This window comes from Butyrivibrio sp. MB2005, assembly GCF_000424285.1.
In the GTDB taxonomy this organism is placed as follows: Bacteria; Bacillota; Clostridia; order Lachnospirales; family Lachnospiraceae; genus Butyrivibrio.
The window spans coordinates 61,163-77,259 of sequence record NZ_AUJP01000011.1; the positions used below are offsets into that span (position 1 = coordinate 61,163).

13 protein-coding genes are annotated in these 16,097 nt (G+C 37.3%); all 13 read left to right on the forward strand.

Going from position 1 to position 16,097, the window contains the following annotated elements; translation table 11 throughout:
* The first annotated feature begins 10 nt into the window (after nucleotides 1-10).
* The gene (alaS, locus tag G610_RS0107005) at nucleotides 11-2,665 is read left to right on the forward strand and encodes an alanine--tRNA ligase (RefSeq protein ID WP_026524226.1); all 2,655 of its coding nucleotides are present in this window, start codon (nucleotides 11-13) and stop codon (nucleotides 2,663-2,665) included.
* A gap of 258 nt (nucleotides 2,666-2,923) precedes the next feature.
* A complete protein-coding gene (locus tag G610_RS0107010; protein ID WP_026524227.1) occupies nucleotides 2,924-4,321 on the forward strand; it encodes a sugar transferase in 1,398 nt (465 codons plus the stop codon).
* A 21-nt stretch (nucleotides 4,322-4,342) separates the two neighbouring features.
* On the forward strand, nucleotides 4,343-5,494 hold the full coding sequence (locus G610_RS20065; protein ID WP_035797156.1) for a glycosyltransferase family 4 protein: 1,152 nt from the start codon (nucleotides 4,343-4,345) through the stop codon (nucleotides 5,492-5,494).
* A 17-nt stretch (nucleotides 5,495-5,511) separates the two neighbouring features.
* A complete protein-coding gene (locus G610_RS22040; protein ID WP_026524228.1) occupies nucleotides 5,512-6,084 on the forward strand; it encodes a VanZ family protein in 573 nt (190 codons plus the stop codon).
* Nucleotides 6,081-7,283, forward strand: coding sequence for a glycosyltransferase (locus tag G610_RS0107025; protein ID WP_026524229.1), 1,203 nt, complete (start codon nucleotides 6,081-6,083; stop codon nucleotides 7,281-7,283). The genes G610_RS22040 and G610_RS0107025 overlap by 4 nt, the downstream gene beginning before the upstream one ends.
* Entirely contained in the window at nucleotides 7,276-8,304 is a 1,029-nt protein-coding gene (locus G610_RS22635) for an acyltransferase family protein (protein ID WP_081667294.1), read from the forward strand. The genes G610_RS0107025 and G610_RS22635 overlap by 8 nt, the downstream gene beginning before the upstream one ends.
* A gap of 55 nt (nucleotides 8,305-8,359) precedes the next feature.
* Nucleotides 8,360-9,532, forward strand: coding sequence for a radical SAM protein (locus tag G610_RS0107040; protein ID WP_026524230.1), 1,173 nt, complete (start codon nucleotides 8,360-8,362; stop codon nucleotides 9,530-9,532).
* Nucleotides 9,533-9,567: 35 nt separating this feature from the next.
* On the forward strand, nucleotides 9,568-10,251 hold the full coding sequence (locus G610_RS0107045) for a Wzz/FepE/Etk N-terminal domain-containing protein (RefSeq protein WP_026524231.1): 684 nt from the start codon (nucleotides 9,568-9,570) through the stop codon (nucleotides 10,249-10,251).
* A gap of 12 nt (nucleotides 10,252-10,263) precedes the next feature.
* Nucleotides 10,264-10,980 (forward strand): CpsD/CapB family tyrosine-protein kinase, encoded by a 717-nt coding sequence (locus tag G610_RS20085; protein WP_051197789.1) that lies wholly within the window; start codon nucleotides 10,264-10,266, stop codon nucleotides 10,978-10,980.
* Between the two features lie 2 nt (nucleotides 10,981-10,982).
* The gene (locus G610_RS0107055) at nucleotides 10,983-11,984 is read left to right on the forward strand and encodes a COG1361 S-layer family protein (protein ID WP_026524232.1); all 1,002 of its coding nucleotides are present in this window, start codon (nucleotides 10,983-10,985) and stop codon (nucleotides 11,982-11,984) included.
* Nucleotides 11,985-12,017: 33 nt separating this feature from the next.
* The gene (locus tag G610_RS0107060; RefSeq protein ID WP_026524233.1) at nucleotides 12,018-13,232 is read left to right on the forward strand and encodes a hypothetical protein; all 1,215 of its coding nucleotides are present in this window, start codon (nucleotides 12,018-12,020) and stop codon (nucleotides 13,230-13,232) included.
* Between the two features lies 1 nt (nucleotide 13,233).
* The gene (locus G610_RS0107065) at nucleotides 13,234-14,826 is read left to right on the forward strand and encodes a glycosyl hydrolase family 28-related protein (protein WP_026524234.1); all 1,593 of its coding nucleotides are present in this window, start codon (nucleotides 13,234-13,236) and stop codon (nucleotides 14,824-14,826) included.
* Nucleotides 14,827-14,872: 46 nt separating this feature from the next.
* Nucleotides 14,873-16,063 carry a CDP-glycerol glycerophosphotransferase family protein gene (locus G610_RS0107070; protein WP_035797158.1) on the forward strand — a complete coding sequence of 397 codons (1,191 nt, stop codon included), beginning with the start codon at nucleotides 14,873-14,875 and terminating at the stop codon, nucleotides 16,061-16,063.
* Nucleotides 16,064-16,097 lie beyond the last annotated feature (34 nt).

The window sequence follows — 16,097 nt, forward strand, 5'->3', positions numbered from 1 at the left end:
GAGTTTTAAGATGAAACAATTTACAGCTAATGAACTGCGTAAAGCATGGAAGCAGTTCTATATAGATCGTGGACATGTGGATTGCGGCGCTGTTTCACTGGTATCCGACGGATCAACAGGTGTTATGTTCAACGTTGCAGGCATGCAGCCCCTTATGCCTTATCTTCTTGGTAAGAAGCATCCTATGGGAACAAGACTTTGCAATGTTCAGGGATGTGTTCGTACCAATGATATCGATTCAGTAGGTGATAAGAGCCACGGTACTTTCTTTGAAATGATGGGAAGTTGGTCTCTTGGCGACTATTTCAAGAAAGAGCGTTGCCAGTGGAGCTTTGAACTTTTGACTGAGCTTTTCGGATTCGATGCCGATCACCTCGCAGCTACAGTTTTTGCAGGTGATGAGAATGCACCCAGAGATGAAGAGGGCGCTAAATATCGTATTGAGTCAGGTTTTAAGCCTGAGAACATTTTCTATCTTCCTGCCGAGGATAACTGGTGGGGACTTGAATATGGTCCCTGTGGCCCCGACAGTGAGATGTTCTATGTAAAGGATATTCCGGATTGTGGCCCTGATTGCGGTCCCGGATGCCACTGCGGTAAATATACTGAGATTGGTAACGATGTTTTCATGCAGTATGAGAAGCATCATGACGGTCATCTTACACCTCTTTCACAGAAGAACGTGGATACAGGATGGGGACTTGAGCGTATTCTCGCTTTCCTTAACGGCGTTGATGATGTTTATAAGATTGATCTTCACGCTCCTGTAATCGCATATATCGAGAAAGAGAGCGGAATCAAGTACGAGGCTGATGAGAAGACAACCAGATCCATGAGAATTCTCGCTGACCATACCCGTACATCTGTAATGCTCATCGGAGATGAAGCTAAGCTTCTTCCTTCTAATACCGGCGCAGGCTATATTCTTAGAAGGCTTATTCGCCGCGCTGTAAGACATGCAAGAACTCTTGGCCTCAACAAGGATCAGATCCTTGGCGTAGCAAAGATTTATATCGATGAGTATAAAGAAAGCTATGAGCATCTTAACAAGAACCAGAAGTTCGTTCTTACTGAGCTTGAGAGAGAAATCACAAGATTTGAGTCTACTCTTGAGAATGGAATGAAGGAGTTCAAGAAGATTCTTGATAAGACTTCTGCTGAGGGTAAGAAGGAAATCGAAGGAAAGGATGCATTCTTCCTTTATGATACATTTGGATTCCCTGTAGAGCTTACAGTTGAGCTTGCACAGGAGGAAGGCTTTGGTGTTGACGAGGAAGGCTTTAAGGCTTCCATGGAAGAGCAGAAGCAGAAGGCAAGAGAGAACCAGAACTTCTCAGCTAACCTCACTACAGGTGCAGGTGTATTTGATAACCTCGATGAGTCTGTAAATACAGAGTTCCTTGGATATGAAGCTCTTGACTGCGAAGGCACTGTTGTAGCAATGGCAGGTGCTGAGGCTCTTGCAGATGAGCTTACAGAGGGTCAGCAGGGCACAATTATCACAGATAAGACTACATTCTATGGCACAATGGGTGGCCAGGTAGGTGATATCGGTGAGATCCTTGGCGCTGATGGCGCAAAGTTTGTTGTTTCTGAGGCTATAAAGGTGGCCGGCGGCAGAACAGCTCATGTCGGTAAGGTTGTAAGCGGAAGCTTCAAGAATTCCGACAAGGTATCACTTAAGGTTGATACTGAGAACAGAGCTAAAACCTGCAGAAACCATTCTGCGACTCACCTTCTTCAGAAGGCACTTCAGGAGGTTCTTGGTGACGGCGTAGAGCAGGCCGGTTCATATCAGGATCCTGATAAGACAAGATTTGACTTCAGCTATCATCAGGCTATGACTGCTGATGAGATTCAGAAGGTTGAAGAGATAGTTAATGCTAAGATTTTAGAGGCACTTCCTGTTGTTACAAAGGAAATGTCTATTGAAGAGGCCAAGAAGACAGGAGCTATGGCTCTCTTTGGCGAGAAATATGGTGAGACAGTAAGAGTTGTAAACATGGGCGACTTCTCCATCGAGCTTTGTGGTGGTACTCATGTAGCTAACACCAGCCACATTGGTCTGTTCAAGATCCTTTCAGAGAGCGGCGTTGCTGCAGGTGTTCGTCGTATCGAAGCTCTTACAGGCAATAACGCAAGAGCATACTACAAGAACGTAGAGGCTAATCTTGGAGATGCTGCTAAGGCTCTTAAGACAGCTCCTGCTGATATTACAGCTCAGATAAAGAAGCTTCAGGAGGAACTTAAAGCTCTTAGAAGTGAGAATGAGTCTCTTAAGAGTAAGGAAGCTCAGGCAGCTCTTGGTGACGTAATGGATAGTGTCATCGAAGTTAAGGGTGTTAAACTTATTGCTCAGAGCGTAAAGGGCGTTGACATGAATGGCCTCAGAGATCTCGGTGACCAGCTTAAGGGTAAGCTTGGCGAAGGTGTTGTTGTTCTTGTCTCTGAGAACGATGGTAAGGTTAACCTTATGGCCATGGCAACAGATGCAGCTATAGCTGCAGGTGCACATGCCGGAAATCTTGTAAAGGCTATTGCCGGTAAAGTCGGTGGTGGCGGCGGTGGACGTCCCAATATGGCTCAGGCGGGCGGAAAGAATCCTGCCGGAATACCGGATGCTATTGCAGAAGTTTCTGTAGCACTTGAAGGTCAGATAAAATAAGAGAAAATGCAAGAAAAAACAGCTTGTCTTTCTATTCATTTCGAAAGCAAGCTGTTTTTAATAGATAAAAATATTAAATATCGTTATTTTTGAAAAAGTTTCTTAAAATATTATATTTTTTGAAAGTGTCTTGCAAATACTGACTTTTGGTTTTCAAGATTATATAATTATGGTAATATTGGTTTTATTTGCATCATAATCTTTTGTACGCAATTTATGGCGTGACCTTAAGGAAGAGAGTTTGGAGTTGTTGACGAGATGAATAGATCAAATTCGGGGGCATCATTTGATATAATTCATATTATTTTGGATATAATCTCGATACTAATTGCTTTATTTATATCCTGTGAAATATGTAGCAATGTCAGATTCTCTGAAGAGGAATTAAAAGTTCTTATACCGGTCTATGTGATTACAGTATTGATATTCTTGCTGTTTAACAGGGCATTTAATATATATAATACTACGCTTTTCTTTTACTATGACAGAATCCTGAGACGTGAAAGCTTTGCTTATATTTGTGCTCTTTTATGCGCATACAGCTTGCTTTATTTTTCTTTTGATAAATATGCTGAAAATGAACTTATAGTTCTGCTCCCTATAGTTACATATGCATTGATCGTTATTGAGACATGTGTTTTCAGAGGAATAGTTGACCGTTTTATTATGCGTAAGCATATTCCGAGAGCGTTATATGTAGGAAGCAAGGATTCATATAATAAATTCAGATATTTTCTTGAGAAGACCTCAGTTCAGATAAATGAAATAGGATATATCAGTCTTGATGATAATGATAAGTCAATTGAGTATATTGGTAAGCTAAAGGATCTTGAGGCAATTATTAGAAAGTATAATATTGATCAGGTATTCTTTTTGCAAAAGCGAGATATGGATATCATTCTTTTGCAGCAATACGTAGATATATGTATTGAAATGGGTGTCACCTGTCGTATAGTGGTTGATACCTTCAGAAGACGTAAGGCATTTTCTTTTGTAAGCAGTATTGGTACATATCCGATTTTGACTTTCCATACTGTTACTATGAACAGATATGCTGAGTTATTTAAGAGATGGTTTGATATTATTTTTTCTCTGATAATTATAGTTTTAACGTCTCCAATAATGATAATTACTGCTATTGCTATCAAAGTTGATTCGCCTGGTCCGGTTTTCTTCAGACAGGTTCGCGTTGGCAAAAATGGTCGTCATTTCCTTATATGGAAATTCAGAAGCATGAGGGTTGATGCAGAGGAGCTAAAACCGGGACTGGAGAAATTTAATGATGTCAAGGATGGCATGATGTTCAAGATAAAGGATGACCCCAGAGTAACAAGAGTGGGGAAGTTTATCCGTAAGACAAGTATTGATGAATTGCCGCAGTTTTTTAATGTGCTTTTTGGATCTATGAGCGTGGTTGGAACCAGACCTCCGACTATTGAAGAAGTGGAATTATATTCAATGCACGATTGGCGCAGGATCAGTATTAAACCCGGAATCACAGGAATGTGGCAGGTTAGTGGCAGAAGCAGTGTTACAGAATTTAACAAGGTGGTTGAACTTGATACTGAATATATTGATAAATGGAGTATCTGGCTTGATATTAAGATTATAATCAAAACTGTGGGGCAGTTGTTTAAACACGAAAATTCGTACTAGAACATTTGGGAAAACGTCAACATGAAAATTGCAATGATCGGACACAAGAGAATACCGTCCAGAGAAGGTGGCGTGGAGATAGTTGTTGAGGAACTATCCACCCGTCTTGTTCAGATGGGGCACTCGGTTACGGCATACAATAGAAAAGGAAAAAACGTCGCTGATAAAAATGCCGATAAAGAGGTTCACAAGCTCAAAAGATACAAGGGCATACGTATTGTTCAGGTACCAACTCCTGATGTGAAGGCACTAAATGCTGTTGTGTATTCTTTTTTAGCTACCATTATGGCATTGTTTGGAAATTATGATGTTATTCATTATCATGCAGAGGGCCCCTGTGCCATGTTAATAATTCCGCATTTTTTTGGAATCAGAACTATCGCTACGATCCATGGACTCGACTGGCAGCGTTCAAAGTGGGGAGGTTTTGCGACTAAATTCCTCAAATTTGGGGAATATATAGCAGCCAGATATGCGGATGAGGTTATAGTATTGTCTGCAAATGTACAGCAGTATTTTCTGGATACATATCACAGAGAGACCATTTATATTCCTAATGGCGTTAATAAGAATGAGTTTCGAGAACCGGATATTATTACTAAAAAGTTCGGGCTTGAGAAAGAGAAATACATACTGTACCTTGGAAGACTTGTTCCTGAGAAGGGAATATCTTATCTGGTAAAGGCGTTCTCCAAGGTTGATACAGATATGAAGCTTGTTATAGCAGGGGGCGGAAGCCATTCTGATGACTATGTAAAGAAAATAATGGGATATGCTGAAAAAGACAAGCGCATTATAATGACCGGATTTGTTCAGGGGCATGTTCTGGCAGAGCTGTTTAGTAACTGCTATATGTATGTACTTCCAAGTGATGTGGAGGGTATGCCTATAAGCCTTTTGGAGGCCTTAAGCTATGGCAGAAGATGTCTTGCCAGCAATATACCGGAAAATTCCGAGGCAGCCCTTGAATATGCTCAGTATTTTGAAAAATCCAATGTGGATGACCTTGCAAAAAAGCTTAATGAATGCATAAAGAATCCTGAGATATTCCATACTGATGAAGAGATAATGAATTACTGCGATAAACGATTTAACTGGGAGCAGGTCACCGGTGAGAGCGCGAGATTGTATATTGATGCGATTCTTAATGTTGAGAGACTTAATAAGGTTTAACATATAAGGTCCTTAAAATGGGGAATGGAAAAATAGATACGTTAAAAAATGTACTTAAGTTGGAAACAGAGGGTATAAGTCCTATAGGTACAATTGGTCTTATTATTCTGGCTGTCGTCATAGTTTTGATTGTAGGTATTTTCCTGCATAAGATGAAAGGTGTAGCTTATAAAAGAGTTATAAGTGCCATGTTAATAGTGGCTTATCTCGTTATTATGTTATCATTGACCATACTTAGGAGGCCCCCCGGATCAAGATATGGTTTTGATCTTGATATAAATCTTGGGTTTGGGTTAAAGGGGCATGCGCCAACTGTATGGGGGAGCGCATTTAGTATCCTTAATATTTTGTTATTTGTTCCATATGGTATTCTTGTTGGGAATACATTGCGTTTAAAGGAACGCAATCATATGATGGTAAGAACGGCTTTGACTGGTTTTGTAACCAGCGCCCTTATAGAGATAACACAGTTTATTACTTCAACCGGCAATTTTGAACTAACAGATTTATTGACGAACACTTTTGGCGCATTTATAGGATCAGTAATTATAATTATTTTTTTAAAATTAAGACGAGAGAATAGTAAATGAAAGTACTTATGGTTAATAAGTTCCTCTATCCTAATGGAGGATCTGAAACATATATATTTAAGCTGGGTGATGCTCTTATGGAAAAAGGGCATGAAGTTCAGTATTTTGGAATGGAACATGATGGAAGATGTGTCTCTAACAGAGCAGGTGCATATACTTCAGATATGGATTTCCATAATGCTTCGAAACTGGTAAAACTGACGTATCCCTTAAAGACCATTTATTCAAAAGAGGCCAGAGAGAAGATAAGGCTTGTCCTTGATGATTTTAAGCCGAATGTAGTACATCTTAACAACTTCAATTACCAGCTTACGCCATCAATTATTCTGGAAATAGTTAACTGGAGAAAGCAGACAGGATGTAAATGCAGGATTGTTTATACCGCACATGATTATCAACTCGTGTGCCCGAATCATATGTGCAACAATCCAGGTACTCATAAAAACTGTGAAAAATGCCTTACAGGAAGCTTCATGAACTGCACTAAGGGTAAGTGCATACACGGAAGTACTGCAAAGAGTTTAATCGGGACTCTGGAAGCTTCATTTTGGAAGATGAATGGGGCATATAAATATATAGATACATTTATATGCTGCAGCGAGTTTATGAAAGCAAAACTGGATACTAATCCTCTTTTTGCAAAGAAGACAGTAGCCATACACAATTTTATAGATGAGATTCCCTGGGTAGAAGTATCAAAGGAAGATTACGTTCTTTATTTTGGAAGATACTCAGAGGAAAAGGGCGTAAGGACTTTGATAGAAGCAGCTAAGAGACTACCTGAGATAGACTTTGTTTTTGCCGGGAAGGGGCCTTTGGAAAAGCTGCTTGATAGTGTGGATAACATTAAAAATGTTGGATTTAAAACAGGCAGGGAACTTGCTGACCTTATTAGAAAAGCAAAAATGTCTGTATATCCTTCCGAATGGTATGAAAACTGCCCGTTCTCCGTTATGGAGTCACAACTTTTTGGAACTCCGGTAATAGGTGCGGATATTGGTGGCATTCCGGAGCTCATAAGGAAGGGCGAGACAGGAGTGCTGTTTAAAAGCGGAGATGTTGATTCTCTATGTAATACCATACATGGTATGTGGCAGGATAATAGCAAAATGCAGAGAATGCATGAGAATTGTAAAGAACTTAGCTTTGATACAATAGAGGAGTATTTGGAAAAGGTTTTGAAGATATACAATGGATAATTTTTTGATGCTTTTGGTTTCGGCCTTTTTACTATTTGAAATATTATATAAGGCGAAATTAGTGAAAGTAAATGATGGCTTTTTTGATGCAAAGAACTCTCTTGCCATGAGAGGCTTTTGGTGTCTGATAGTTATATTGGTACATGTTCCTGCTGCTTACACCAACAGAATACAGGATATGATAGGTAGTTTTGCTTATATTGGTGTTACTTTTTTCTTCATGACATCTTCTTATGGATTGACATTGTCTCATGACAAGGATCCTGATAAAATAAAAAAATTTTGGAGAAAAAGGTTACCTAAACTGCTGGTTGTTTCATTACTTATCAATTTATCTTTTGCGATTCTGAATATGATTGTATTTGGTGATGCAATTACACTAAAGAATCTATTCACTATTAACGGATGGGTAATATGGCTTATTGCATGCTATTTCGCATTTTGGTTATCTCACTTGATATTTAAGCAGAGCTATTCTGCAAAAATACTAACGGTTTTACTTGTAATAATAGGAAGTATTATAATGTATACCCTGAACAGAAATGGTATTTATAAAAGTACCATTTGGGCAACTGAATGCTTTGGCTTTATATGGGGCATATTACTTGCATCAAAAAGAGATGTATTTACCGTTTTTTTTCTTAAAAAATGGCAGATAAAACTATTGATCAGCTGCTGTATTGCAGGAATACTGGGGGTCAGTTATTTAAGATTTAAGCCGATACCCATAGCCGGCGATTATCTTCTTAAAATAATTTTGGGATTAGCTATAACTTTATTTGTTCTGGTATTTAATACCAGAGTTGCACTTGGTAATAGAATTAATTATTTCCTTGGAAAGATATCCTTTGAAATATACCTTGTTCATTTGGGCGTTTTTCATTTGTTTAGTCGCTTTGATTTTTGGAATAGTTCAAGTGTATTTATTATTTCAGGTATGGTTGCTACAATGATAATCGCATATTTGTTAAACAATGTTTCAGGCATGATTCTTAAACAGGTAAATAAGGTATTGGTCTGAAAATACTTGATTAATCACAAAGATAAAAAATAGATGAGAAATATAAGGAGCGATAATGGCAGAAAAGAAGTTAAATGGAACAGTAATTGTTACTTATAGATGTAATGCACGCTGTTCTATGTGTAATAGATATAAAGCACCCAGTAAGCCGGAGGAAGAGATTTCGATAGAAACGATCAAAAAACTTCCCAAGATGTATTTTACTAACATTACGGGCGGTGAGCCTTTCATCAGAACCGATATCAAGGATATAGTGCGTGAGCTTTATAAGAAATCAGATAGAATAGTTATTTCAACGAATGGTTTCTTTACAGATAGAATAGTTGATCTTTGTAAGGAATTCCCTCAGATCGGAATCCGTATTTCGATTGAAGGATTGGAAGATACTAATAATGAAATCAGGGGATTGGAAAACGGTTATCAGAGGGGATATCAGACGCTCAAGACCCTTCGCGAGATGGGAATGAAAGATGTAGGTTTCGGCATGACTGTTCAGGATAAGAACGCTCCGGATCTGGTACCTCTTTATAAGCTTTCGGATGAGATGGGAATGGAGTTTGCGACAGCATCCCTTCATAATAGTTTCTATTTTGTTGAAGCTAAGAATATCATTAAAGACAGACCAATGGTAGCCCAGAACTTTGAGAACCTTGTAAATGAACTCCTTGCAAGTAAGAGTCCCAAGAAGTGGTTTAGGGCATATTTCAACCATGGACTTATAAACTATATTTATGGTCAAAAGAGACTTTTGCCCTGTGATATGTCCTTTGATACATTTTTCATTGATCCATATGGGGATGTTATGCCATGCAATGGAACAAAAGATAAAGAAGTTATGGGTAATCTGAATGAACAGTCTTGGGATGAGTTGTGGAGTTCTCCTGCAGCAGAGGAAGTCCGTAAGAAGGTAAGATGTTGTGACAGAGACTGCTGGATGATAGGATCTGTTTCACCTGCAATGCATAAATATATTTGGGTACCTGCATGGTGGGTTATTACTCATAAACTTAAATTCTGGACTAAGAAAAAGTACAGTATGTATGAGAATAAGATTGTGCGAGATCTTAGAGATGGTAAAGTTACTAAAGAGGAACTTGATAATTGCAGTACATGTGATTTGTGTGCTACAGTTAATAACGGTTTGTCTGCGGAGTCAATGGAACAATTGAAAGATAAGACCGGTGAAGAAATTGTAGATGCAGATATTGCAGCTCAGTTAAAGCAGTAAGAACATTAAGAAATGTTATATGGAGTGAAGAGTTTATGAATAAAGAGATTAGGATTGACATAGCAAAGATTTTTAATTCTATTTTGCAGAAGTGGTGGATCATTGTATGCTCTATGGCGGCATTTTTGGCAGCTGCCAATGTGTATGCAGAGGCTACTGTTGTTAAGACATATGAAGCTACTACTATAGTGTTTAGTATGGCTTATGAATCGCTTTCTGATTCACTTACAGGAGCGTCGGCACTTAGTGCCTATGCAGATCTTGCAACCAGTAGAAAAGTAGCAGAGATAGCCCTTACATATCTTTCAGGAGAATATGAGTATGATGCCAACGACATTAAGAGCATGATTAGTACGTCTACTACAGCTACTAATTCTTCAAGACTGAGCGAGAAAATATATATTACAGCCAAAGCAGAAAGCCCTGAACATGCTGTTGCAATTGCAAATGCTGTGGCGAACGCATTTGTTATAGAAATGCAGAGTATGACTGGGGGAAATACCGTTCAGGTATTGGATTCTGCTCAGAAGGGATATATTTCAAACGGAAATGAAAAAAATCTTATCAGAGTAATTGGTGCTTTTATTGGAATGATTATTCCGATAATGATCATTTTCTTTAAGGGTATTCTGACTGATGAAGTGTATCGTATAGAGGATGCCGCATGCGACGGCGAACTTGAAATATTAGCCGTCATTCCGGATTTTGATAATAAATGAGAGGTATAAAAGATGATGTATAAGGAATTATATCGACAGAAAAATACGAAGGTGACGGATGCATATGACAGGCTGGCAGTAGCTATTCACTTAAAGAACAGGCAATTTGGCTATAAGACATTTATGATATGCGGAACTGAGCCGGGAACGGGTACGACTACAACTTCGATAGAATTGGCGATATCCATGGCCAACGCTGGTTGGAGAACAGTTCTTGTTGACTGTGATATGCGCAAAGAGGTGTCATTTAAAAGACTTGGTGAAAATGGTGAATCAGGTCTTTATGAATATCTTAAAGGAGACATTTCTGAAAAGGATCTTATTTCTTTAACTAATGTAGAGAATTTGGATTATATTTCAAATGGTAAAGGTGGAGAAGAGCAGGTTAGTTTATTATGTTCTGCAAATTTGCAGGAGCTTTTGGATAATCTGAAAAAGGAATACGACTATGTGATCCTTGATGTCCCTGCATTTACATCATCTGTCGACTGTAGTATTTTGGCGGTTCAGGTAGATGCTGTGGTTTTGGTTGCTGCTCAGCACAATTCATCACGCAGTACAATAGATAAGGCTCGAAAGACATTTGAAAGTGATGGCGCGAATGTTCTTGGTGTTGTTGTAAATAGGCTGGATGAGCGTACATATAAAAAAGTTATTTCCAATTATGATTATTTCTTGAAGAAGAAATATAGAGCCGGCGCTAAGCGTGGTAACGGAGGGAAACGCTGATTATGAATAGATTTATTAGATCATTTAGTATAGCTGCTTTATTATTTACTTTGTTATTTTCTAATAATATTTCTGTTTTCGCAGAAACGGAAGAACCTGTAGATACAGAGGAAACAAGCAAAGAAACAGCGGATACAGAAAAGACAAGTGAAGATACTGCTGCAAATGAAGAAAAAGCCGATGCTGCCAAAGTCTCTGCCAAGGATACATATTGGCTTGCACTTAGCGGATATAGCATAAGTGGAAATAGATTATCTGCGGGTAATAGCGGCGTAATTACTCTTAAAATTGAGAATAAGAATCAGAAGCTTGATGCTACAAATGTAATGATTACAGTTGATGGTGATAGTAGCGTTTTCTTACCAAAATCAGGTTACTCTAATCAGATATTTGTGGATACAGTTGAGGCTGGAAGTGAAAAAGAAATAGAGATACCTATTAGTATTGCAGAAGGAAAAGTTGGTAACTATGTACTTGATGTAAAGATAGACTACGTATATAAGGTAGATACCAGTAATCCCGGGGTGCTTACCAATAGCATGAAGATTTTTCTCCCTATTTATTTGTCTTCTGTAGTAACTGAAGAAATGACACTTTCTTCCGGTGAGGAGACAAGGCTTAACATTAAGTATCTTAATACTGGATCAAGAAATATATATAATGTTACAGCTCATCTTAGCGGTGATATGTCAGGAACTCAGAATTATTTTCTGGGTAATATTGAAGCAGGAAAAGAAGGCGAAGCAAGTATTCCTGTATCATTCCTGAGTAGTGGAAACAAGATAATAAAAATCAGTTATTCTTATACAAACGATAAGGGTAATGCTATTCAGTCAGAAGAAGATGGTTTTCTTATATCTGTATCTAGTGCTGATTTTGAAAAAATAGAAAATTTAACAGAAGAAACGAATATTAGCATAGATTTTATCGTTATTTTGGTAGTGTGTGCTGTGGCTATAATAGTAACACTAATTTATGGTCTTTATGCTAACAGGAAGAAATAATAGCTTATTTAAAAACAAATTTAAGGGATAGTTATGCTTATAAAATTCACCCTAAATAAAATATTGCTTTTTTCTTTGCTGGCATTTCCTATTACCACGCTTTATCAGGGGCTTCCCGGATTAGATCCTCTAAATAGATTGTGGGCATTGGGAATTCTGGCATTGATGTTTTGTGGCTTTCTTTTGGAACCAATACGCTTTATCGATGTATTTTATTTAATTAGCGGAATACTATTGATACTTATTTGCATTATCATTACAGGACATCCGCATAATACTACACCGATTACATCATTTGTATTTTGGTTTGTTTTTATGTGCTATATCGCTAACAATTACCGCGACCTTATGCGTGAGCTAGCTGAGAATTTTGGCATGCTGAAAGGAGTTACACTCTTTTGGGAGATATCAGTATTTGTATCATTCTTTTTTTCAAGAAGTTATATACGTAACTGGGGCGGAGTTTATTTCCTTTCGTTTTCGAATGCGTTACATAGATTCGCCATGACTTGTTTTGCAATTATGGCTTATGTGACTATTTTGTTCATAATGACAAATAAAAAATCATATTTATTATGGTACATCATCCCTATCGTAAGCATGCTTTTAACCGGAACAAGAACGTACCTTGTAATTGGAATGGTTTTTGTAGTGGCGGTTTATTATATATCCTGTAAAGATAAGAGGACCTTTTACATTACAATATTGCCCCTTATGGTTATTGCCGTGGCTCTCGTATTAATTAGTCCATCAGGAGCAAAGATAATCAAATCTTTTCAAGGAGAGGGTTACTTTGGTTATTGGGCTACCCTTTCAAATGGGCGAAGCATATTCTGGCTTGAAGATCTTCGGGGATATTGGAGCCTTCCTATTTGGAAAAAATTTGTTGGAAATGGTGTTAATTTCATCTATTTATTGAACTACTACGGTACAATAGCTGCTATGATTTGGGCTCACAATGATGTGATTAACCTTTTATGCACAAATGGACTTTTGGGTGTGATTTTATACTTCGTGGTATTCTTTAGTTTTGTTCATCGTAATAAGGAAAATAATGCAAAGAATACATTTGTTCCATTGTTTGTGTTTTATTTTACGCTCGGCTTTAATGCAATGTTCAACATGCTTTACACATATACAGCAGCGGTGACAGCAATACCTTTCATGTATTTTGGGTTATACACACTGCCCAATAATATGGAATATTTCAGACGTCATGTTAATCAGCGTTATTTAGGAGAGAATTAATATGAATGATCGAAAACGCCGTAAGAAAAAATGGGAATTCAAATTTAATAAAAAATTGATTCCTTTGCTAATAATTCTTATTGCTGGTGTGGGTTTTGCCGGTATCAGTTCTTTTTCTGCTGAAAAAAATGATACCGTAATTGTGATGAACTTATTACCTGCACCTGAGAGTGAAGGCGTTTCTGAAATTGATACAGATATTGAGATAGATAGTGAAAACAGTTCAGGCGATAACGGTAGTACTGAAACGCATACAGGAACCGGAAATAGCACTGAAACAGGAAATAGTAATGCCGGTACTGAAACAGAATCCGAAAGCACTGGCGGAACGGAGTCAGGAACAGGAAACAGCAATGAACCCATAACTGAAAGTGGCAATGATGAGCCTGATGATAGAGACTTCACTTTCAGAAATGTTGAAGAGATGAAAAGCTCACATCTTAGTGTTGGATCATGTGTTACTACAGCCGGTTATTATACTGCAAGAGATGGTGGCAGCGCTACTTACAATATTGAGAAGACATCTTCATTCGGATCGGTTCAATTGGAATCAGGACTTTATGCCAATCCTGTATTTTCAGGAGGCGTTGTAAATGTCAAGGCTATTGGAGCAGTGGGTGATGGAAGTACTGATGATGCCGGTATTATTAAAAAGGCATTGAATTCAGGATATAGTATTATTGAATTCCCAAAAGCAAGATATGCATGTAATTCTCATATAACCATGACCAAGCCCGGAGTTACTATAAGAGGTAATTATAGTACTTTAGTTACAAATGATAATTTTAATGCGGATTATAAAGAATGGTTTTTTATTGTTAAAGCAGATAATATTTCCATAGACAGATTAAAGCTTGAGTGTGCAGAGACCCATACTCATAAGTTTAAAAGCCAGATGGGAATCATGGATTCAAATGGAGTAGATATCACAAATTGTGAATTCTACATACCATACGATGTAATGGCTTCCAATCCAACCAGAAAAATTGAGTATTCGAATCTGGACATTTATGCAAATTGTAAAAATGTTAGTATTGATAACTGTTTTATGATTGACGAGGCTGATGCTTATGCAGGACTGTGCTGTCAGATAAGAGATCTTTTTGGAAAAGGCAGCTCAAACATAAGTTTTACAAATAATACGTGTTACCATGTAGGTCGAGATGAGGTTTTTGCGGTATTTTCAAACGTTACACATTCTTCATCAAATAATAGTATGTCTAACGTAATAGTTACAGGAAATAAGTTTTATAAGTCATCAAATAATTATATAAATAATGTTGGTATTACCCTGGGCTTTGAAAATAATGGGGGAGTTGATGGCCTGATATTTTCAGGTAATCTTGCGTTATTAACTGCCGATTGCATATTTGCAAAGGTGGGTTCATCTACAAATGTTGAGATTTCGAATAATACAATAGAATGTACTATACTTAGAAGCGATATGAGGGCATATCTTGTTTATGCATATGATGGTGCAAATAATATTGATGTAAAAAACAATAATATTACGGTTATTCCGCAAAGAGCAGATAATTATATTATTAAGAAGGGCAATGTTAACATAGGTCAAAATAGCATTGTTGTAAGATAGATTTTTAATTTGATTTAAATTTTGTAACTGGAAAAATGGGAGCATTATGGAAGTTATAAGACGCCGTTTTTTGAAATCTTTTCTAGCAGTATGGTATCTTTTTGCGTGGCTGCTTGGGACAATAATTGGAAATATCTTAATGCTTTTTTCAGAAGATTATAGAAATGTCTGGTTGTTTTCCGAAAGAGGGATAGATGCAAGGGATAATGGGTATGTTTTTTATAAATATATTAAAGAAAAACATCCTGAGATAAACAGCTACTATATTATCGATAAGAAATCATCTGACTATGAAAAGGTTGCAAGATTAGGTAACGTTGTACAATTTAAAAGTTTAAAACATTATATATTATTAGGTGTTTCCAAATACAACGTGAGTACTCATATTATGGGATTTACTCCTAACGTTGTAATTTTTGTGTGGTTAGACAGATTACACATAATTCGTGGCAAGAAAATTTATTTACAGCATGGTGTTATCAAAGATGATATGTGGATGAATCATTATCCTTATGTGAGTCTGGATATATTTGTAACATCAGCGAAACCGGAATATGAGTTTATTCGTGATACTTATGGTCATCCTGATGGAACAGTAAAACTTCTTGGTTTATGTCGATTTGACAATTTGATCGATTGCGCTGATCGGGTTAAAAAGCAAATTCTGCTTATGCCCACATGGCGTAAAAATATTGCAGATCATTGTCATAATGCAGATGACTTTGTTAAGACATCTTATTATCAATATTATCAAAGCTTGTTGAACAATAGAAAATTGGATGATTTATTGGAAAAATATGGGTATGAATTTGTTTTCTATCCACATTATGAAATGCAACATTTCTTGAGTTCATATAGCACTACCTGTAAGAATATAAAAATCGCTCCAATAGATGAATATGATGTGCAGGAATTATTGATCGAATCAAAATTGTTGATAACTGATTATTCCAGTGTATTTTTTGATTTTGTTTATATGGAGAAGCCTGTTATTTATTACCAATTCGATGAAGCAGATTTTCGAAAGAATCACTATCCGGAAGGATATTTTTCTTATAAACGGGATGGGTTTGGTCCGGTTGTGGAAGACGAGGATCAATTGCTGGAACAGATAGAAAACAGTCTTAAAAATGATTGCACGCTAGGTAGTGAGTATCACGACAGGATTTCTCAGTTCTTTACAAAACGAGATAAGCATAATTGTGACAGAGTATTTCAGGCAATTATGGAGTTATAAAGCAGCTTATTTGCTCAAAAGTATTTTATAACAT